The sequence below is a fragment of the Cryptosporangium sp. NPDC048952 genome, assembly GCF_043197895.1.
GTDB lineage: Bacteria > Actinomycetota > Actinomycetes > Mycobacteriales > Cryptosporangiaceae > Cryptosporangium.
On the sequence record NZ_JBICTY010000009.1, the window covers coordinates 248285 to 267034 of the forward strand.

Annotated in this window: 23 protein-coding genes; 14 read left to right on the plus strand and 9 right to left on the minus strand. The window is 70.3% G+C overall.

Annotation, left to right across the window (positions count from 1 at the left end; translation table 11 throughout):
• Nucleotides 1-102 precede the first annotated feature (102 nt).
• Nucleotides 103-1362, plus strand: a complete 1260-nt coding sequence (locus ACGFY5_RS40785; protein ID WP_392730048.1) for a S1C family serine protease — start codon at nucleotides 103-105, stop codon at nucleotides 1360-1362.
• 140 nt (nucleotides 1363-1502) lie between these two features.
• Nucleotides 1503-1910 (plus strand): sec-independent translocase, encoded by a 408-nt coding sequence (locus ACGFY5_RS40790; protein ID WP_392729622.1) that lies wholly within the window; start codon nucleotides 1503-1505, stop codon nucleotides 1908-1910.
• 41 nt (nucleotides 1911-1951) lie between these two features.
• Here ACGFY5_RS40790 and ACGFY5_RS40795 read toward each other — a convergent pair whose 3' ends face one another.
• Nucleotides 1952-3100, minus strand: a complete 1149-nt coding sequence (locus tag ACGFY5_RS40795) for an Mrp/NBP35 family ATP-binding protein (RefSeq protein ID WP_392729625.1) — start codon at nucleotides 3098-3100, stop codon at nucleotides 1952-1954.
• A 74-nt stretch (nucleotides 3101-3174) separates the two neighbouring features.
• Between ACGFY5_RS40795 and ACGFY5_RS40800 the strand changes: the two genes are divergently transcribed.
• Together ACGFY5_RS40800 and ACGFY5_RS40805 are read left to right on the plus strand one after the other, a co-directional pair.
• Complete coding sequence (locus ACGFY5_RS40800) at nucleotides 3175-3894, plus strand: AzlC family ABC transporter permease (RefSeq protein WP_392729627.1); 720 nt, start codon at nucleotides 3175-3177, stop codon at nucleotides 3892-3894.
• A 56-nt stretch (nucleotides 3895-3950) separates the two neighbouring features.
• Nucleotides 3951-4196: an AzlD domain-containing protein gene (locus ACGFY5_RS40805; protein ID WP_392730050.1), complete on the plus strand. Its 246-nt coding sequence runs from the start codon at nucleotides 3951-3953 to the stop codon at nucleotides 4194-4196.
• A gap of 25 nt (nucleotides 4197-4221) precedes the next feature.
• Here the strand turns inward: ACGFY5_RS40805 and ACGFY5_RS40810 are convergent, their stop codons facing one another.
• Genes ACGFY5_RS40810 through ACGFY5_RS40820 form a run of 3 tightly spaced genes read right to left on the minus strand, consistent with a single transcriptional unit; the run spans nucleotide 4222 to nucleotide 6603 of the window.
• Nucleotides 4222-4806, minus strand: a complete 585-nt coding sequence (locus tag ACGFY5_RS40810) for a DUF1003 domain-containing protein (RefSeq protein ID WP_392729630.1) — start codon at nucleotides 4804-4806, stop codon at nucleotides 4222-4224.
• Nucleotides 4807-4820: 14 nt separating this feature from the next.
• The gene (locus tag ACGFY5_RS40815; protein ID WP_392729632.1) at nucleotides 4821-6071 is read right to left on the minus strand and encodes a magnesium transporter MgtE N-terminal domain-containing protein; all 1251 of its coding nucleotides are present in this window, start codon (nucleotides 6069-6071) and stop codon (nucleotides 4821-4823) included.
• 58 nt (nucleotides 6072-6129) lie between these two features.
• The gene (locus ACGFY5_RS40820; RefSeq protein ID WP_392729635.1) at nucleotides 6130-6603 is read right to left on the minus strand and encodes a hypothetical protein; all 474 of its coding nucleotides are present in this window, start codon (nucleotides 6601-6603) and stop codon (nucleotides 6130-6132) included.
• On the opposite strand from ACGFY5_RS40820, the gene ACGFY5_RS40825 reads away from it, so the two are divergent.
• Both ACGFY5_RS40825 and ACGFY5_RS40830 read left to right on the plus strand, forming a co-directional pair.
• Entirely contained in the window at nucleotides 6602-7513 is a 912-nt protein-coding gene (locus ACGFY5_RS40825) for a DMT family transporter (RefSeq protein WP_392729638.1), read from the plus strand. The genes ACGFY5_RS40820 and ACGFY5_RS40825 overlap by 2 nt on opposite strands.
• 53 nt (nucleotides 7514-7566) lie before the next feature.
• Nucleotides 7567-8529 (plus strand): HpcH/HpaI aldolase/citrate lyase family protein, encoded by a 963-nt coding sequence (locus ACGFY5_RS40830; RefSeq protein ID WP_392729639.1) that lies wholly within the window; start codon nucleotides 7567-7569, stop codon nucleotides 8527-8529.
• A gap of 31 nt (nucleotides 8530-8560) precedes the next feature.
• On the opposite strand, the gene ACGFY5_RS40835 is transcribed toward ACGFY5_RS40830, so the two are convergent.
• Nucleotides 8561-9085, minus strand: coding sequence for a DUF4190 domain-containing protein (locus tag ACGFY5_RS40835; RefSeq protein WP_392729642.1), 525 nt, complete (start codon nucleotides 9083-9085; stop codon nucleotides 8561-8563).
• A 92-nt stretch (nucleotides 9086-9177) separates the two neighbouring features.
• Here ACGFY5_RS40835 and ACGFY5_RS40840 point away from each other — a divergent pair, with 92 nt between their 5' ends.
• Nucleotides 9178-9966 carry an SDR family NAD(P)-dependent oxidoreductase gene (locus ACGFY5_RS40840; protein ID WP_392729643.1) on the plus strand — a complete coding sequence of 263 codons (789 nt, stop codon included), beginning with the start codon at nucleotides 9178-9180 and terminating at the stop codon, nucleotides 9964-9966.
• A gap of 77 nt (nucleotides 9967-10043) precedes the next feature.
• Nucleotides 10044-11246, plus strand: a complete 1203-nt coding sequence (locus tag ACGFY5_RS40845; RefSeq protein WP_392729645.1) for an acyl-CoA dehydrogenase family protein — start codon at nucleotides 10044-10046, stop codon at nucleotides 11244-11246.
• 93 nt (nucleotides 11247-11339) lie between these two features.
• Here ACGFY5_RS40845 and ACGFY5_RS40850 read toward each other — a convergent pair whose 3' ends face one another.
• The gene (locus ACGFY5_RS40850; protein WP_392729647.1) at nucleotides 11340-12380 is read right to left on the minus strand and encodes an Rv2578c family radical SAM protein; all 1041 of its coding nucleotides are present in this window, start codon (nucleotides 12378-12380) and stop codon (nucleotides 11340-11342) included.
• Nucleotides 12381-12460: 80 nt separating this feature from the next.
• Between ACGFY5_RS40850 and ACGFY5_RS40855 the strand changes: the two genes are divergently transcribed.
• Nucleotides 12461-12844, plus strand: a complete 384-nt coding sequence (locus ACGFY5_RS40855; protein WP_392729650.1) for a thiol-disulfide oxidoreductase DCC family protein — start codon at nucleotides 12461-12463, stop codon at nucleotides 12842-12844.
• On the opposite strand, the gene ACGFY5_RS40860 is transcribed toward ACGFY5_RS40855, so the two are convergent.
• Together ACGFY5_RS40860 and ACGFY5_RS40865 are read right to left on the minus strand one after the other, a co-directional pair.
• The gene (locus tag ACGFY5_RS40860) at nucleotides 12798-13658 is read right to left on the minus strand and encodes an MFS transporter permease (protein ID WP_392729653.1); all 861 of its coding nucleotides are present in this window, start codon (nucleotides 13656-13658) and stop codon (nucleotides 12798-12800) included. The two genes, ACGFY5_RS40855 and ACGFY5_RS40860, sit on opposite strands and share 47 nt — an antisense overlap.
• On the minus strand, nucleotides 13655-14092 hold the full coding sequence (locus tag ACGFY5_RS40865; protein WP_392729655.1) for a hypothetical protein: 438 nt from the start codon (nucleotides 14090-14092) through the stop codon (nucleotides 13655-13657). The genes ACGFY5_RS40860 and ACGFY5_RS40865 overlap by 4 nt, the downstream gene beginning before the upstream one ends.
• Before the next feature lie 100 nt (nucleotides 14093-14192).
• On the opposite strand from ACGFY5_RS40865, the gene ACGFY5_RS40870 reads away from it, so the two are divergent.
• Complete coding sequence (locus ACGFY5_RS40870) at nucleotides 14193-14696, plus strand: MaoC family dehydratase (RefSeq protein ID WP_392729657.1); 504 nt, start codon at nucleotides 14193-14195, stop codon at nucleotides 14694-14696.
• Nucleotide 14697: 1 nt separating this feature from the next.
• On the opposite strand, the gene ACGFY5_RS40875 is transcribed toward ACGFY5_RS40870, so the two are convergent.
• On the minus strand, nucleotides 14698-16257 hold the full coding sequence (locus ACGFY5_RS40875) for a hypothetical protein (RefSeq protein WP_392729659.1): 1560 nt from the start codon (nucleotides 16255-16257) through the stop codon (nucleotides 14698-14700).
• 60 nt (nucleotides 16258-16317) lie between these two features.
• Between ACGFY5_RS40875 and ACGFY5_RS40880 the strand changes: the two genes are divergently transcribed.
• The 4 genes from ACGFY5_RS40880 (at nucleotide 16318) to ACGFY5_RS40895 (ending at nucleotide 18742) form a co-directional block, all read left to right on the plus strand.
• On the plus strand, nucleotides 16318-16974 hold the full coding sequence (locus ACGFY5_RS40880) for a TrmH family RNA methyltransferase (protein ID WP_392729662.1): 657 nt from the start codon (nucleotides 16318-16320) through the stop codon (nucleotides 16972-16974).
• A 66-nt stretch (nucleotides 16975-17040) separates the two neighbouring features.
• On the plus strand, nucleotides 17041-17703 hold the full coding sequence (locus ACGFY5_RS40885; protein ID WP_392729664.1) for a DUF6758 family protein: 663 nt from the start codon (nucleotides 17041-17043) through the stop codon (nucleotides 17701-17703).
• An 86-nt stretch (nucleotides 17704-17789) separates the two neighbouring features.
• Nucleotides 17790-17942 (plus strand): hypothetical protein, encoded by a 153-nt coding sequence (locus ACGFY5_RS40890; RefSeq protein ID WP_170323475.1) that lies wholly within the window; start codon nucleotides 17790-17792, stop codon nucleotides 17940-17942.
• Between the two features lie 38 nt (nucleotides 17943-17980).
• On the plus strand, nucleotides 17981-18742 hold the full coding sequence (locus ACGFY5_RS40895) for a PH domain-containing protein (protein WP_392729667.1): 762 nt from the start codon (nucleotides 17981-17983) through the stop codon (nucleotides 18740-18742).
• Nucleotides 18743-18750: the final 8 nt, after the last annotated feature.

Below are 18750 nucleotides of genomic sequence, written 5' to 3' on the forward strand. Positions count from 1 at the left end.
CAGGGCCAGCAGCCTCACGGCCAGCAGCCTTACGGCCAGCAGCCTTACGGCCAGCAGCCTTACGGCCAGCAGCCTTACGGGCAGCCGCAGGCGAGGCAGGGCGTGCCGGACGCGGGTTCGCCGCCGCCCGGATCGCCGTTCTGGTCGCAGGCCGGTGCCCGCGACCCGTGGCGCGACCCGTCCGCCGCGCCGTCCTGGCTGGCCCCGACGCCGCCCGGCTCCGTTCCGCCGCCACCTCCACCGACGTCGCCCGACGGGCCGTCCCGCCGGGGTGGCCTCGGCTCGATGATGCTGGTGTCGATCGTGGTGGCCGTCGTCGCCGGCCTGCTCGGCGGCGCCCTCGGCTACGTGGTCGCCGCGCGGACCGCCGGTAGTTCGTTCTCGCTCGGTAACAGCTCGGGCTCCACGCCGGAGCTGGCCGAGCGTCCGCCCACGTCGCTGGCGGGCATCGCGAAGCAGGTGCAGCCGAGCGTCGTCACCGTGGTGATCCGGTCGGCCAGTGGCAACGGCAACGGCTCCGGCTTCGTCATCGACGCCGAAGGCCACATCCTCACGAACAACCATGTCGCCGCTCCGGCCGCCGCCGGTGGCACGCTGCGGGTCGTGTTCTCCGACGGTTCGTCGACGGCCGCGACGATCGTCGGGCGTGACGTCGGCTCCGACATCGCGGTGCTGAAGATCCAGAAGGACGACCTCAAGCCGGTCAAGTTCGGTGACTCCGACAAGATCGCGATCGGCGACCCGACCGTGGCGTTCGGCTCGCCGCTCGGGCTGGCCGACACCGTCACCAGCGGCATCGTGAGCGCTGTGGACCGCCCGGTGCGCACCGCCGGGGAGAGCGGTGGCAACCAGGCCGGTGACGACGACGCCGCGTACCTCGCGGCGATCCAGACCGACGCGGCGATCAACCCGGGTAACTCCGGGGGGCCGCTGGTCGACGGCGCCGGGCGGGTGATCGGCGTGAACTCCGCGATCGCCGCGCTGCCGAGCCAGGGCGGGTCGAGCACGAGCGGCAACATCGGTATCGGCTTCGCGATTCCGATCAACCAGGCCAAGCGCATCGCCGAGCAGATCATCGGCACCGGGAAGGCCCGGACGACGATCGTCGGCGCGGAGATCGCGCTCGGGGGTGACCAGACCGTCGGTGGGGCGCCGCTGAGCACCGTCGTGCCGGGTGGTCCCGCGGAGAAGGCGGGGCTGAAGGCCGGAGACGTCGTGGTCAAGTTCGCCGACCGGCCGATCGAGGACGGCGTCGCGTTGATCGCGCTCGTGCGCAAGCAGGCACCGGGGACGAAGGTCGGGGTCACGTACCGCCGGGGCGGGCAGACCGTCACGACGACGGTGACGTTGGGCCAGAAGTAGCCCGATCCACAGGGAACCCCCGATCCACAGGGAACCGTTGCCTGGGTGGTCTGCCGGTTGATTTGAGCAAGGATTAGGCTGCGGAAGAGCGGCCAGGTACCGAGCTGACGACACGGCGGTGACCGCGGTGAGGAGCAGCGGTGTTCGAGAATCTCGGTTGGTGGGAGATCATCGTTCTGGCGCTGATCGGGTTGTTCGTATTCGGGCCCGATCGGTTGCCGAAGGTGATCGGTGAGGCGGGGCGGATGCTCCGTACGCTCCGGCAGATGGCTCGCGGTGCGAGTGCGGAGCTGCGTGACGAGCTCGGCACCGACTTCGAGATCGAGGATCTGCACCCGAAGCGGTTCGTGCGCAAGCACCTCCTCAGCGAGGAGGACGAGGCGGCGCTGCGGAAGCCTCTGAAGGACGCCATGCGTGACTTCGAGGAGCTCCAGCACGTCGACGAGGTGACCGAGGCCTACCGCGACGACGGCGCCTCCAAGAACGGCAAGGCGCACCCCGCTACCCCGGAATCCCGCGCAGCGAGATACGACTCGGACGCGACATAGCTTGCTTGCTTGAACCTGGAGCCCTGGACGGGCCGCCCACCCTAGCGGCGGGCGGCTGGGGTGAGGCCGAGGGACATGCCGGCCAGGCCTCGCTGGCGGACGGCCAGGCGGTCGGCTACCGAGCGGAGAGCGACCGCGGCTGGGGCCTCGGGGTCGGCGAGGACGAGCGGGGTGCCCGAGTCGCCGCCCTCGCGGACGCGGGGATCCAGCGGGATCTGACCGAGCAGCGGCACCTGCGCGCCGAGCGTCCGGCTGAGCGCCGCGGAGACCGCCTCGCCACCCCCGGACCCGAACACGTCCATCCGCTCACCGTTCGGCAGCTCGAGCCACGACATGTTCTCGACCACACCCACGAGCCGCTGGTGCGTCTGCAGCGCGATCGAACCCGCGCGCTCCGCCACCTCCGCCGCGGCCTGCTGCGGCGTCGTCACGACGAGGATCTCCGCGTTCGGCACTAGCTGCGCCACCGAGATCGCGATGTCACCCGTCCCCGGCGGCAGGTCCATCAGCAGCACGTCCAGGTCACCCCAGAACACGTCCGCGAGGAACTGCTGCAGCGCCCGGTGGAGCATCGGACCACGCCACACCACGGCGGTGTTGCCCGGCGTGAACATGCCGATCGAGATCACCTTCACGCCGTGCGCCTGCGGCGGCATGATCATCTGCTCGACCTGCGTCGGACGCCCCTCGACCCCGAGCATCCGCGGCACCGAGAACCCGTAGATGTCCGCGTCGACGACACCGACCGACAGCCCACGTGCGGCGAGCGCGGCCGCCAGGTTCACGGTGACCGAGGACTTGCCGACACCGCCCTTGCCGGACGCCACCGCGTACACCCGCGTCAGCGACCCGGGCTGCGCGAACGGGATCACCGGTTCGCCCTTGCCGCCGCGCAGCGACGACTGCAGTTCCTTGCGCTGGGCGTCGCTCATGACGCCGAAACTGACCCGGACGTTCGTGACGCCGCCGACCTTCGCCACCGCGGCCGTGACGTCGTTCGTGAGCGTGTCACGCATCGGGCAGCCGGCGACGGTGAGCAGCACCGCGACCTCGACGACCCCGTCGGAGTGGATGGCCACGGATTCGACCATGCCGAGGTCCGTGATCGGCCGTTTGATCTCGGGGTCGTTGACACCCGCGAGCGCGGTCCGGATTTCGGCCTCGTCAGGGAGCGTGGAGGTGACAGCCATGGTCCTACTCTACGTGCGGGTAGGGGTACGACCACCCGGCCGTGTGCCAGGGAGCACAGATCTACCGTGCGGGCATGGAACCGATGGAGCGGCGGGAAATCATTCGGGACGCCGTCGCGGTGGGAATCGCTACGGGCGCCTACGGAATCGCGTTCGGGGCGGCCGGGGTCGCGGCCGGGTTCAGCGTCCTGCAGACGTGCCTGAGCAGCCTGCTGGTCTTCACGGGCGCGAGTCAGTTCGCGTTGGTGGGGGTGATCGGCGCGGGCGGGGGCGTCGCGGCCGCCGTGGGCTCGGCGCTGCTGCTCGGTGCGCGGAACGCGCTGTACGGCGTCCGGCTGTCCGGGGTACTGGGCTGGAGCGGGTGGCGGCGGGCGGTGGCCGCGCAGGGGATGATCGACGAGTCCGCGGCGATGGCGCTGGCCCGGCACGGTCTTTCGGGCGCCCGGTCCCGGGCCGCGCGGCTGGCGTTCGTCTCGACCGCGACGAGCGTGTTCGTGCTGTGGAACCTGGCGACGCTGATCGGTGCGGTCGGGGCCACGGCGGTCGGTGATCCCGCGGTGCTCGGGCTGGACGCCGCCGCTCCGGCGGGGTTCCTCGCCCTGTTGGCCCCTCGCCTGCGGAACGGCGACGGCGCCTGGCGGGTCGCCGCGGCTGGCGCCGCGACAGCCCTGGTGGCCACCCCGTGGCTCCCACCGGGCATCCCGGTACTCCTGGCCTCCTTCGGTGTGCTCGCCGTGGGCACCCGCCTCCTGATGCGCCCTGCTGCGGGTGGCGCCGCAGGGGAGACGTCGTGATCTGGGTGGCGTTGGGGCTGGCGGCGCTGGGGTGCTACCTGTTCAAGTACGTGGGGATGTCGTTGCCGGCGGCGTGGCTGGAGGATCCGCGCGTGCTCCGGGCCGCGACCCTGCTGCCGGTGGCGCTGCTCGCGGCACTCGTCGCCGTGCAGACGTTCGGCGACGGCCGGTCGCTGGCCCTGGACGCCCGGGCGGCCGGAATCGCGGTCGCGATCGTCGCCGTGCTGCTCCGCGCCCCGTTCCTCGTCGTGGTCGTGCTCGCCGCCGCTACCGCCGCGGTCGTCCGCGCGTTCGCCGGATGACCACCGCGGCCACGGGCCAGGCGGGCTACCGGGTGAGCTTCGCGCGCCGGCCGTCGGCATCGCGCCGGCTCTCGCCGACGGGCCGCCGATCCGCCCGCCGGGACTCCCCGGCTCTGCGGGACGGTTCCGGCTCCGCGTCCGCGTCGCGCAGATCGTCGACCAGGTTCTTGAGCTCGGACCGCAGGTACTCCCGGGTCGCGACGTCGTTCAGCGCCAATCGCAGCGCTGCCAGCTCGCGCGCGAGGTACTCGGTGTCGGCCTTCGACGCCTGGGCACGCTGCCGGTCCTCCTCGAGCGAGATCCGGTCCCGGTCGGCCTGCCGGTTCTGCGCCAGCAGGATCAGTGGCGCGGCGTACGCGGCCTGCGTCGAGAACGCTAGGTTCAGCAGGATGAACGGGTAGGGGTCCCACCGCAGCTGCACCGCGAACACGTTGAGGATCACCCAGACGATGACGATGACCGTCTGCATCAGGATGAACGTGCCGGTTCCGAGGAACTGCGCGACGCTCTCGGACCCCCGTCCGAACGCGTCCGCGTCGAACCGCGGAAGTCGCCGACGACGCTCGCGCGGCTGGTCGAGCCGACTCCGTGACCGCGAGATGTCTGTCATATCGAGTGCACCTCCTACCCGTCCCGGTCGCGCCAGTCCTCCGGCAGCAGGTGGTCGAGGACGTCGTCGACGGTCACCGCGCCGAGCAGCCGGTCGTTCGCGTCGACGACCGGCACGGCGACCAGGTTGTACGTGGCCAAGTAGTGCGAGACCTGCGCGAGCGTCGCGTCCGGGTCCAGCGGGTCGAGGTCGGCGTCCACGACGGCGCTGACCAGGGTGCTGGGCTCCTCGCGCAACAGCCGCTGGATGTGCGCGATTCCCAGAAACCGTCCGGTGGGCGTCGCCGAGGGCGGCCGACAGACGTACACCTGCGACGCCAACGCCGGCGTCAGGTCGGGATCACGCACCCGGGCCAGCGCGGTGGCCACGGTGGCGTCCGGCGGCATGATCACCGGCTCGGACGTCATCATTCCACCGGCGGTGTCCTCGGTGTAGTCGAGCAGGCGGCGCACCGGTGCCGCCTCGGACGGCTCCATCATCGCGAGCAGCCGCTCCTGCTCGGGTTCGGGCAGCTCGCCGAGCAGGTCGGCGGCGTCGTCCGGGTTCATCTCCTCGAGCACGTGCGCGGCCCGCTCGGCTTCCAGCGATTTGAGGATCTCGATCTGGTCGTCCTCGGGGAGCTCCTCCATGACGTCGGCGAGCCGGTCGTCGCCGAGCGCGGCCGCGACCTCGACCCGGCGCTTGTCGGAGAGTCCCTGCAGGACGTTCGCCAGGTCGGCCGCCCGCAACTGGTCGAACACCGCGAGCAGGTTGGCCGCGCCCTGCCGGTCCTCGCTGCTGATAACGCCCTCGACCTCGGCCCAATCGAGCTGCTTCAGATGCCCGCGGCGCCGGCCCAGAACGCCGGTCGAGTGCTCGCGCACCGCGACCTTGACCAGTTCCCACTCGCCGCTGCGGGACCGCTCCATCGCTACGTCGACGACGACCGCACGCGCGGGGGGTTCGCCGGCGAGCGTGACCTGGCGGTCGAGCATGTCGCCGAGCGCCATGAGCTCGCCGGTGCGCTGCTCGAAGCGGCGCAGGCTGATCGTGCCGGTGTTGAGCATCACTGCGTCGGGATCGAACGCCGTCACCCGCCCGAGCGGCACGAAGATCCGACGCCGGTGGACGATCTCCACCACCAGTCCGGTGACGCGCGGAGGGCGGCTGACCTCGGCCCGAGGGCGGACCACCGCGTCGCGAACCCGGCCGAGCTGGTCGCCGCTCGGGTCGAAAACCGCGACGCCGGCCAGTCGTGCCAGGTAGATCCGTGTGCCGGTGGTCACCTGCGCAGCCTAACCGGCGCCTCTGTTCCGCGCGGCGAGTGGCAGGGGCGCGGAGTGCTCACCGCCGCCGGTGCAGGGTGCGCGGTACCGGCGTCGGCGTGGTCGCCGTGGTGGGGCGAGGTGGCGCGGCTTCCGGTCCGGGCTCACCCGCCGGAATCGGGTCGCCGGACGGCGTCAGGCGGCTGATCGTCGCGTCGACCGCCCACCGTGCGGGCGCGCCCACCGGATCGCTCGCGTTGAGTCGCTTCGTCGCGAGTTGCGGCGCGACCTCGTCCCACGTCGGCGAGCCGGGCCCCACCGGCGAGACCGACGCGCGCCAGGAGACGATCCGCCCGCCGTGCTCGCCGCGGACGCTGACCGTCACCTCCGGGACGTCCGACAAGCCGGGCACCGGCTGCTCGGCGCCTCCGTGGACGACGTAGGCCGCGTCGTCGATCCAGGCCAGCCAGACGGCGGTCGCCGGTAGGTCGCCGACCGCGAGCCAGCCGACCGCGGCCTTCTTCATCGCCTCGCCGATCAGCGGATGCACCATGGTTGACATCCTGGCAGCCGTGAACCCCTGGCCGATCCTCGGAATCGCAGTCGCCGCGGTGGCCACCTCCGGGCCCCTGATCGCGGCGATCGCCGCACCGGCTCTCGCGATCGCGTTCTGGCGCCTCGGGCTCGCCGCGCTCGTGCTGACGCCGATCACCGCGGTCCGGCTCGCCCGCCTGCCCGCGGAGCGCCCCGACCGCCGCACGATCGCCCGGTGCCTGCTGGCCGGCGTGCTGCTGGCCGGGCACTTCGGTACGTGGATCCCCAGCGTGACGATGACCAACGTCGCGACGTCGACAGCACTGGTCTGTACGCAGCCGATCTGGGCCGCACTGTTCGCGGTCGCCGCGGGCGAACGGTTCTCCCGGAGGTTCTGGCTGGGAGTCGTGCTCGCCGTCGTCGGTGCGACGGCGATGACCGGCGCGGACGTGACGGTGTCGACCGAGGCGCTGATCGGGGACGGGCTGGCGATCGTCGGCGCGGTGCTGATGGCCGCGTACGTGACCGTCGGCGCCCGGGTGCGGGCCACGACCAGCACGACCACGTACACGACGATCTGCTACGGCGTGTGCGCGCTCGTCCTGCTGGTGGTCTGCCTGATCGCGGGAGCGGACCTCACGGGGTACCCGGCGCACGCCTGGGGTCTGCTCGTCGCCCTCACGCTCGGCCCGCAGTTCCTCGGACACTCGCTGATCAACCGGGTTCTCACGGCGCTGTCGGCGACGACGGTGAGCGTCGCGATTCTGTTCGAGGTGCCGGGCGCGGCGCTCCTCGCGTGGATCTTCCTGGGCCAGACCCCGCCCGCCCTGGCCTGGCCGGGGCTGGCGCTCCTGCTGGGTGGCCTCGTGCTGGTGACCGTGGCGAGCAGAAGGTCACAGTCTGAACCGGTTCCGGAGCCGCCGACGTGAGCCGCGGCGTCGGTAAGTTACTCGTGAGTTGGCCCACCGTGAGGAGTGCATCAATGTCTGAGCCTCGGACCCTGCGGCCTCGCCGCTCGTGCCTGGCGGTGCCCGGATCGAACCCGCGCTTCCTGGAGAAGGCCAAGGGCCTCCCCGCCGACCAGGTGTTCCTCGACCTCGAGGACGCGGTCGCGCCGCTGGCCAAGCCGGAGGCGCGCAAGAACATCGTCGCGGCGCTGAACGAGGGTGGCTGGGGCGACAAGATCCGCGTCGTGCGGGTCAACGACCTCACGACGCACTGGACCTACCGCGACGTCGTCGAGGTGGTCGAGGGCGCCGGGCCGAACCTGGACTGCATCATGCTGCCGAAGGTGCAGAGCGCCGCGCAGGTGCAGTGGCTGGACTTCACGCTGACGCAGATCGAGAAGACGATGGGCTTCGAGGTCGGCCGGATCGGCATCGAGGCGCAGATCGAGAACGCCAAGGGCCTGATCGAGGTCGACGCGATCGCGCAGGCCTCGCCCCGCGTCGAGACGATCATCTTCGGCCCGGCGGACTTCATGGCCAGCATCAACATGAAGTCGCTGGTGGTGGGCGCGCTGCACCCGGACTACCCGGCCGATCCGTTCCACTACATCCTGATGAAGATCCTGATGGCGGCCCGGGCCTACGACAAGCAGGCCATCGACGGTCCGTTCCTGCAGATCCGCGACGTCGACGCGTTCAAGGACGTGGCGAAGCGGGCCGCGATGCTCGGCTTCGACGGCAAATGGGTGCTGCACCCGGGCCAGATCGACGCGGCGAACGAGATCTTCGCGCCGAGCCAGGAGGACTACGACCACGCCGAGCTGATCCTCGACGCGTACGACTGGTCGACGTCGGAGGCCGGCGGCAAGAAGGGCTCGGCGATGCTCGGCGACGAGATGATCGACGAGGCCAGCCGCAAGATGGCGCTGGTGATCGCGGGCAAGGGACGCGCCGCGGGCATGTCCCGCACGTCCTCGTTCACGCCACCCGAGAGCTGAGATCCGGGGGCTCACCCGGGCCCCCGACCTCTCAGTAGGTGGTGCTCGACGTCTCCGAGCTGGCGAAGAAGCCGACAGCGATCGCGACGATCACGATCACGATCGTGAAAATCGCGATGCCGAACCCGATCCAGCCGACGATGATGCCGGCCGTGGCCATGCCCTCACCGTCCTCGCCGTTCTCCCGGATCTGCTTCCGCGCGGAGTGGCCGAGCAGCGCACCGACGATGCCCGGCAGGCCCGAGCACATGACCAGCGACACGATCGAGACGATCAGCGACGCGAGCGCCATGCCGTTCTGCTTGCGCGCCGGCGGGTAGGCGCCCGGATACTGGGCGGGCGCGCCCCACGTCCCGGCCGGCGGGTAGGCGTTCGGAACCGGACCGGCCGCGGAGTACGCCGGGTAGGCGTTCGGGTCGTATCCGGGCGTGGCTCCGTAACCCGACGTGGGATCCGGATAACCGGACGTGGGGTTCGGATAGCCCGACGTAGGGTCGGGGAACCCCGACGTCGGCTTAGCCCACGGGTTGGCTTCGCCCGGCGGAGGATTCGTCATGGGCGCGGGTCTATCACACTCCTTTACGGTGGTGAACCGTCCGGGCCGGGTTCGGACACCGCTGCACGCGGCCCGTACGACACAATCTCCCCATGAGTGAGCACGCCGCCCCGACGGTTAACCCCACCGACCGCCTCGACGGCAGGGTCGCCCTCGTCACTGGCGCGGGCAGCCCGGACGGCATCGGTTACGCGATCGCCCGGCGCCTGATCAGCCTCGGCGCCCGCGTCGGCATCGTCTCCACCACCCGCCGCATCCACGAGCGCGCCGCCGAACTCGGCGCCTCCGGCTTCGTCGTCGACCTGATCGACCCCGCCGAGGTCGAAGCGTTCGCCGACGCCGTGCGCGACGCGCTCGGTGACGTCGAAGTGCTGGTCAACAACGCCGGAATGGCGAGCGTGGCCAGCCCCGAGGTGCTGCGGCCGGTCAGCCAGTTGACCGACGACGACTGGCGTGCGGAGATCGACCGGAACCTCACCACCGCGTTCCTCACCAGCCGGGCGTTCGTCGGCGGGATGACCGAGCGCGGCTGGGGCCGGATCGTGAACATCGCGTCGACCACCGGACCGGTCAACGCGATGCCGGCCGAGGCCGGATACGCCGCGGGCAAGGCCGGCATGGTCGGGCTCACCCGGGCGCTGGCGATGGAGGTCGTCGCCGACGGAGTCACGGTGAACGCGGTGGCGCCGGGTTGGATCCACACCGGGTCGTCGACGGTGAGCGAATTGCACTACGGCCGGTTGACGCCTCTCGGGCGGCCGGGGTCGCCGGACGAGGTGGCCGCGCTGGTCGCGTTCCTGACGACGCCCGCCGCCTCGTACGTCACCGGCCAGATGCTCGTGGTGGACGGAGGCAACTCGGTCCTCGAGAGCCGTGGCTAGCTTCACAGGGGTCTTGATCGGTTCGGTCGACGATACTCGGCGGTAACTAAGTAGCCGCCGACGGAGGAGATCGCCTGATGGCTCGTCTCGCGCAGACCCACGGGTTGACCGAAATCCAGACCGACATCCTGGCCACGGTCCGGACCTTCGTCGACAAGGAGATCATCCCGCACGCGCAGGCGCTCGAGCACGCGGACGAGTATCCGCATGCCATCGTCGACGGGATGAAGGAGATGGGCCTGTTCGGGCTCATGATCCCGGAGGAGTACGGCGGTCTCGGCGAGTCGCTGCTCACGTATGCGCTGGTCGTGGAGGAGATCGCCCGGGGCTGGATGAGCGTCTCGGGCATCATCAACACGCACTTCATCGTCGCGTACCTGCTGCGTCAGCACGGCACCGACGAGCAGAAGTCCCGGCTGCTGCCGCAGATGGCCACCGGCGACGTCCGCGGGGCGTTCTCGATGTCCGAGCCGTCGCTCGGCTCGGACGTCTCCGCGATCAGCACGCGCGCCAAGAAGGACGGCGACGACTACCTCATCACCGGCCAGAAGATGTGGCTGACGAACGGCGCGCAGTCGTCGGTGGTGGCCACCCTCGTCAAGACCGACGAGGGCGCCGAGTCCGTCTACCGGAACATGACGACGTTCCTGGTCGAGAAGGAGCCCGGCTTCGGCGAGACCGCGCCCGGCATCACGATCCCGAAGAAGATCGAGAAGATGGGCTACAAGGGCGTCGAGACGACCGAACTCATCTTCGACGGGGCCCGGCTACCCGCTACGGCGATTCTCGGCGGCCCCGAGCAGGCCGGTCGTGGTTTCTACCAGATGATGGACGGCATCGAGGTCGGCCGAGTGAACGTCGCCGCCCGGGCCTGCGGCATCGCGATCCGGGCGTTCGAGCTCGGCGTCTCCTACGCCCAGCAGCGTCGGACGTTCGGCAAGGCGATCGTGGACCACCAGGCCATCGCGTTCAAGCTCGCCGAGATGGCGACGAAGATCGAGGCGGCGCACGCGCTGACGGTCAATGCGGCCCGCCTGAAGGACGCCGGTCAGCGCAACGACGTCGAGGCCGGCATGGCCAAGCTGCTGGCCAGTGAGTACTGCGCCGAGGTCACCCAGGAGGCGTTCCGCATCCACGGCGGCTACGGCTACTCGAAGGAGTACGAGATCGAGCGGCTCATGCGTGAGGCGCCGTTCCTGCTCATCGGCGAGGGCACGTCGGAGATCCAGAAGACGATCATCAGCCGCGGCCTGCTCCGCGAGTACGGCCTCAAGGGCTGAGGAAGAGGGTCCGGGCGCAGGGGTGCTGCGCCCGGACCCTGGTTTTGCCGCCGGCCGGACCGGTCCCCAGGCCGGGCCCGGACGGCAGCAAGCTCAGAGCAGCGTGAGCTGCTGGGACGCCGGCATCTCCGGCTCGATGGCCCGGGCCTCGCCGGGGGAGCGGCCCCCGATGCCGTAGGACTTCGCGATCTCACGCACCCGGGCGACGACCGACTGCGTGTACTCGGACGGTGCGTAGGAGCCTGCGCGGTACAGCCGGCGGTACGAGCCCACCAGATCGGGCCGCGCGCCCCGCAGCCAGCCGAAGAACCACTCCCGGGCGCCCGGGCGCAGGTGCAGCGGCAGCGGGGTCACCGCGACCGCCCCGGCTTCCGCGATGGCGGCGACGGTGGCCTCGAGGTGCTCGTCGGTGTCGGTGAGATAGGGCAGCACCGGCGCCATCAGGACGCCACACCCGATACCGGCGTCGGTCAGCGCCCGGCAGACCCCGAGCCGTGCCCGCGGATTGGGCGTTCCCGGCTCCACCTGACGCCACAGCGCCGCGTCCACGAATCCCACCGACACGTTCACCCGCACGTCCGTGACCTGCGCTGCCTCGGTCAGCAGATCGAGATCGCGCAGCACGAGTGTGCCCTTGGTGAGGATCGAGAAAGGGTTGGCGTGGTCACGCAGCGCCGTCAGCACCTCCCGCATCAGGCCGTACCGGCCCTCGGCGCGCTGGTAGGGATCGGTGTTCGTGCCCATCGCCACGTGCTCGCCGGCCCAGGAGCGGGCGCCGAGCTCGCGGCGCAGCAGCTCACCGGCGTTGATCTTGACCACGATGCGCGAGTCGAAGTCGTGGCCCGCGTCGAGGTCCAGATAGGTGTGCGTGTTCCGCGCGAAGCAGTAGGTGCACGCGTGCGTGCAGCCGCGGTACGGGTTCACCGTCCAGCGGAACGGCACCGGCGAGGACGCCGGCACCCGGTTGAGAACCGACTTGGCCCGGATCTCGTAGAACGTCACCCCGCGGAACTCGGGGGTGTCGATCGTACGGACCCGGACACCGGCGCCCTCGAGCGGCAGCGGGAGCGGGACCGAAGCCGTCCCGCCCACGTCGGCCTCGGCCGACTGCAACCGCATGTGGTTCCAGCGCATCGCTGCTCCCGTCGTTGTTCGAACGGGTCCACCGTATTCGAACATGCGTTCGAGGGCCAGTAGGCGGGATACTGTGTCGTGTGGCAACTTTTGTGTACGACGGCGACTGCGCGTTCTGTTCGACGTGCGCTCGCTTCATCGAGCGGCGCATCCCGACTTCCGCGGCCGTCGTCGCCTGGCAGCGCACCGATCTGGACGCGCTGGAGCTCACCGTCGACGAGGCGGAGACCGCCGTTCAGTGGGTGTCGGACGAGCGCCGCGCCGCCGGTCCGGACGCCATCGCGGAGCTGCTGATCGACGCGGGCTCGTTCTGGCGTCCGGCGGGGCACGTCCTGAGGTCCGCGCCGGTCCGGAAACTGGCCTGGCCGGTCTACCGCTGGGTCGCCCGCAACCGCGACAAGCTCCCGGGAGGTACGGCTACGTGCGCGTTGCCCCAGGCGGAACGGGATCGCCTCGCCGGCTGAGCCGCCGGCTCACCAGCCATGGTCGCGCGCGCTCCAGGGGGAGCAGCGCGGCCAGCGCGACGAGGTGCGGCCAGAACGCGATCGTCAGGCCCGCGTAGACCATCGCGTGGAATCCGAACAGGAACAGCACGGCGTAGGTCTGCCAGCGCCCGCGCAGGAACAGCAGCACCGGTGAGCAGAGCTCGAACACGATCGTGCCGATCTGCGCCAGCACCAGCAGGTACGGCACGTGCACGGTCCAGTCCGAGAAGATCGTCCCGCGGCGCAGCACGGCTTTCGTGTACGTCGCCCCGGTGAGCCAGTCGACGCCGCCGAACCGGAACTTGGCCCACGCGGCCAGGAAGTACGTGCAGACGACGGCGATCGCGGTGGCCTTGATGGCCCAGCCGGCCCGTTCCGAGGGCGTCCGGTCGACCCACCGCGCCGGCCCGACGGTGGGCAGCACGGCCAGCAGCACCATGTAACCGACCCGGTCGTGGTCGACCTTGCCGTACGACATCGCGACGAGCATCCACGCCAGGTACAGCACCGCGACCAGGGTCCCGAGGATGCGCGGAGCCCGTCCGGTGGCCGCCGCCAGCGCACACACGACCAGCGCGACGCACAGCCCGACAGTGATCGCGTGTGTCGGCGACGGCAGCGACAGCAGCCGCGCGATCCGCAGCGGCTGGTACAGCTCCACCGGCACGTCCCGGTGCGCCAGCGCCCACGGCGTGATCAGGAAGACGTCGATCGGCACGAAGAGATAGGCGATCGTGCGGACGATCGCGATCCGACCCAGCGCGACCGGCGCGAAGAACCAGCGCTCGATCATGCGATCTCCCGCCGAACCGTCGTCGTGTCCTCGTACGAGCCGGTCGGGCGTCCGTCCCGGAGCTGGATCAACCGTACGACGATGTCCACCTCGGCCAGCCGCGCCTGGGAAGGGTTGCGCGAGTGGTACGCCTCGGCGACCGCGTCCAGGAGCCCGGGATCTGCCTTGATGCGCTCCTGCTGGCCTTCGATCTCGGCCCGCCGCAGGCCCGTGTCGGAATCCGTCAGCACGATCCGCTCGCCGTCGACGGTCACGCCCTCCAAGCGGAGCGACTTCACCGGAGCGTCCAGCTTGTCCGTCGTCGAATACATCCGGAACGGGGCCGCGGGGAAGTCGTCGTCGGTTCCGAACAGCGTCGTGACGACCAGCAGAAGCAGCCCGAGCAGCGTCGCGCCGATCCTGATCCGCTTTCCGACCGGCGTAAGCGTAGTCACGACGGGCAGTGTGACACTGATCGCTGCATGCGCCGAAAAGCCCCGGCAAGATCCCCGCTTACCAGCGGGTGGCTACCCCCGAGTAGTAGGGAGCGTTCGCATGCAGTTCGGGCGGTATTTCGAGGAGTTCGAGGTCGGCGCTGTCTACAAGCACTGGCCCGGAAAAACGGTCACCGAATACGACGACCACCTGTTCTGCCTGATCACGATGAACCACCATCCGCTGCACCTGGACGCGCACTACGCCGAGGAAACGACGGACTTCAAGCGGAACGTCGTCGTGGGCAACTACATCTATTCGCTGCTGCTGGGCATGTCGGTGGCCGACGTCTCCGGCAAGGCGATCGCGAACCTCGAGGTCGAGTCGCTGCGTCACATCGCGCCGACGTTCCACGGCGACACGATCTACGGCGAGACGACGGTCCTCGACACGACGCCGTCGAAGTCGAAGGACGACCGCGGCGTCGTCTACGTCGAGACCAAGGGCTACAAGCAGGACGGCACCGTCGTCTGCGTCTTCCGTCGCAAGGTGATGGTGCCCAAGCGTTCCTACGGCGACGCCCGGGGCGGCGAACAACCGGGCCGCCCCGAGCCGAAGGCCTGAGCTACCAGCAGCTGGACCCCACCCACCGCGGACACGAGCCGTCGAGCAAGCGGGTGTGCTGCGCCGCCCAGGTCAGCGAACCCGGCTTGCCCGGCCCGTCCGGGAGGTACCGCGACGCCGTCGCCGAGCCCGCCATCCCGAAAATCAGCAGCGCGGCCACGACGACGCCGAGCGTCGCCGCCGGCGGTTGCGTCCGCCCGAGTTTGCGCGACACCGCGAAGACCGCGGCGCCGATCAGCAGCAGCGCGCAGTAGATCAGGATCACGCTGGTGCGCGGCCACAGCCGCACCTCGTGCAGCCCCGACATCCGCGCCGCGGTGGAGAAGCGGAACACCCAGACGCTCGCGAAGCAGAGGATCACCGTCGCCACGAGGCTGCGCCGGTACGCCAGCGCCAGCGCCACCCCGATCGCGACGGCCACCAGCAGCCCGAACACGCCGACGCCACCGACTTCCCCGGGGATCGGCCAGTCACCGGCCGGGCGCGAGCTGCCCCGCCACAGGAAGAAGTACGCCGGCTCCTGCAGGGCGTCGAAATAGAAGTAGTTCTCGTGCGTATCCGAGACGCCCGTCAGGAACCGGTAGAGGTACGGGCCGCAGACCACACCCAGGGCCGCCAGGCCCGATCCCAACAGCACGAGCGCTCGCCACCAGGCCCGCCGCCACGGCGTCAGAAGCAGAACAGCAATGGCGACGCCCGGCGCGGGCCAGAGCACGTACACCGGGTGGGTCAGCAGCAGCAGACCGAGCAGCACACCGAGCCCGGCGCCGATCCCCACCAGAGCGGGCACCCGCAGCGTCACCGAGCGGCGGAACGCACTCGTGATCGCGACGAACAGCGGAATCGACACCGCGACGACGATCGCGCCGGCGGGCTTGTACCCGTCGAGGACCGGCAGCACCGCCACCGTGCCCGCACCGAGCGCCCAGAGCGGCCGGAACACCATGCGCCAGGCGAGATAGGTGATGGGGCCGAGCAGGGCCGTACCGAGGATCTGGAGGTCCTTCAAGGCGTAGTAGGCCGGTTGCCCGGTGAGGTCGGAGAGCCAGGACAGCGCGTAGACGTACGCCGGTGGGTAGATCGGGCTGGTGATCGAGTGGCCGTCGGACAGCGCGGTGGCCCAGTGAGCGAGGTTGTTGGAGTCGTGGGAGCGGCCGCCCACGCCCCAGGGCGTGCCGTTGAGGCCCACGAGTATCGCCCCCGCGACGATGCTCGTGGCCGCCCCGGAGGTGACCGCGCAGGCGATCGGCTCGGCGAACCGGGCGAACCGGTGTCCGGCCCAGCGGGCACCCGCCAGCGCGACGACGATCCCGACCGCGCCGAGCACCCAGAGCTGCAGCTGTAAGTGCGCCAACGCGCTGACCTGCGCGATCTGGTTGAGCGGGTTGGTGTCGACGCGGCGCGACCAGGCGACGAATGCGAGGGCGACGGCGACGGCGATCCCGCCCTCGACCGCGATCAGCGCTGCGCGCTGCCACCAGGGGGTGGGTGGGTTGCCTTCCTCCTCCGGCTCCGTGTCCGGTGCGGTCCGTTGTTCCGGTATCAGCGTGGCGATGGTCAAGGCCCGTTAGCTCCCCAGTGAGTCGATGCCACCTCTTAGACGCCTCATAAGGTGACTGGCGTGGCAGGTGATGTGGAGTTCCGTCGGGAACCCGACAGTTCAGACGAGGTCGAGCTCGCGGTCGGCGTGGGGCCCTGGGAGGGGCCGTGGCCTCCGGACGCGCACTACGACCCCGAGTTGTTGGCCGGCGGCGATCGACGCAACGTCGTCGACCGGTACCGCTACTGGAAGCGGGAGGCGATCGTCGAGGACCTCGACCGGATCCGCCACCCGTTCCACGTTGCCATCGAGAATTGGCAGCACGACTTCAACATAGGGACAGTGGTGCGCACCGCGAACGCGTTTCTCGCACGCGAGGTGCACATCGTGGGCCGCCGCCGGTGGAATCGCCGCGGTGCGATGGTGACCGACCGCTATCAGCACATCCGGTACCACGCGGGCATCACCGACCTGCTGTCCTGGGCCGCCGAGGAGCAACTGCCGGTGATCGGCATCGACAACCTGCCCGGCGCCGTGCCGCTGGAGACCGTCGAGTTGCCGCGCGCCTGCGTCTTCCTGTTCGGCCAGGAGGGGCCCGGGCTGTCCGACGAGGCCCGCGCCGGCCTCGACCTGGTGTGCTCGATCGCGCAGTTCGGGTCGACCCGATCGATCAACGCTGGGGTCGCATCGGGCATCGCGATGCACGCGTGGATCAGGCGTTACGCAGTGGAGATTTAGCCTGACCGAATTGTCCGAACCTGTCAGGTCTTGACGGGAGACCTCCCGAAGGCGGACGGTTGCGCTGTGTCAACACCGCCCTGCTGTCCACGCTGCGCGTACACCGTGCGCGCCCCGGACCTGATGCACAGCGACTGGCGCTGCCCGGTGCACGGGGCCGTGCCGCCGCTGCACGTCGCCCGCCAGCTCGGCACGGACGTGCTCGACGCGGTGCGCGTGGACGCCGGGGTGCCGGTGTGGCTGCCGTGGCCGATGCTGCCCGACTGGACCGTCACCGGGCTCGCGTGGGCCGGTGACGACCGTCGTCCGATCGGAGCCACGGCTGTGGCCTGCACGGGGCCGGCGCCGCTCGGCGGGGTGGCCGACGTCGTCCTGGTAGCCGAGGAGCCCGGCGTAGGGCTCGGTTCGCGCCTCGCGGGCCTGTCCGGACCGGACCCGGGCGAGATCCTCTGTGGCGGCCTGCTGGACACGAACGCGCACGCGAAGATCGTCGCCGCCGGGCACCCGACGCCACTCTGGTCGATCCAGGCCGCGCACGACCGATGCGCCTATGTGGGCGAAGCCAAAGGCATGTGGCTGTGGGCGATCGCGTGGCCGGAAGAAGCGGGCTATGTGCTTGCTGAGCACTTTGTGTTGCTAGACGGTCGCGATGGGCTACCAGGACCGTTGCCGTTCGGGGCGCTCTCGCCGTACCTTCAATGGGACGCCCCCGAGGAAGGAGTCAGCTGACCCGCCGACACGACCTCAGCATGTTCGCTCCCGCTTGCCCGCGATGGTAGAACGGCCTTCGTCGCCGAGCGGGAGGTAGGGCTGCAGTGAAAAAGGCCCTGGGCTGGATCGTGGTCGCGTTTCTCATCTTCTATATCGTGACCCAACCCGGGGACGCGGCGAACTTACTGCGCTCGCTGGGCGACGGCTTGCGTGACATCGCCACCGGTTTCGGGACGTTCGTGTCTAACGTGTTCTAGTAACCACTCCACTTCCGTCCCCTCCAGGAGGTGCGCCGATGGCCGCAGACGACCCAGGCAGTGGGTCGAGTTCGGAGCGAGAGCTCGGTCGTCGGACGTTCAACGACCCGCCGTCGGCCGGGTTGGGCATCACCCCCGTTCCCACCGACGACGATCCGCCGCGTCCGGGGCCACCGCCTCCGCCGGATCCGTTGGACCCGACGAGTGGCCGTCCGCCGCCCCCCGCTCCGCCGACCGCGGCGCCGGCACCGCCTCCGCCGCCGAAGCCGTACCGCCCGATCCTCGAGCCCTCGCGTCACGTCGCCCAGTACCTCTTCGACAGCGAGCGGTACTGCGGGGAGTGGCGTCGGCACTGGATCCACGTCAGCCAGTGGCTGCTCGCGCTCGCCGGTGGCACGCTGCTGCTCGGCTACGTCGTGGGCGCGATGTCCAACGTGCCCTACGTGGTCGGTGCCGCCGCGATCCTCTGGCTCGTGCTGCTGCTCATCGCCGGGTTCCGCATCGGTGACTGGTTCTTCGACAAATTCGTGCTCACCGACAAGCGGGTGATGCTCATCGAGGGCATCGTCACCCGCAAGGTCGCGATGATGCCGCTGGCGCGCGTCACCGACATGGCCTACCAGCAGAGCCCGCTCGGCCGGGTGCTCAACTACGGCACGTTCGTGCTCGAATCGGCCGGTCAGGAGCAGGCGCTCCGCGAGATCGCCCCCCTGCCGTACCCGAACGAGCTGTACCTGCTGTTCTGCCAGGTCATGTACGACCCGGAGGAGATGCTGGCAGTCGGCGAAGAGGGCGACTGACGCGGATC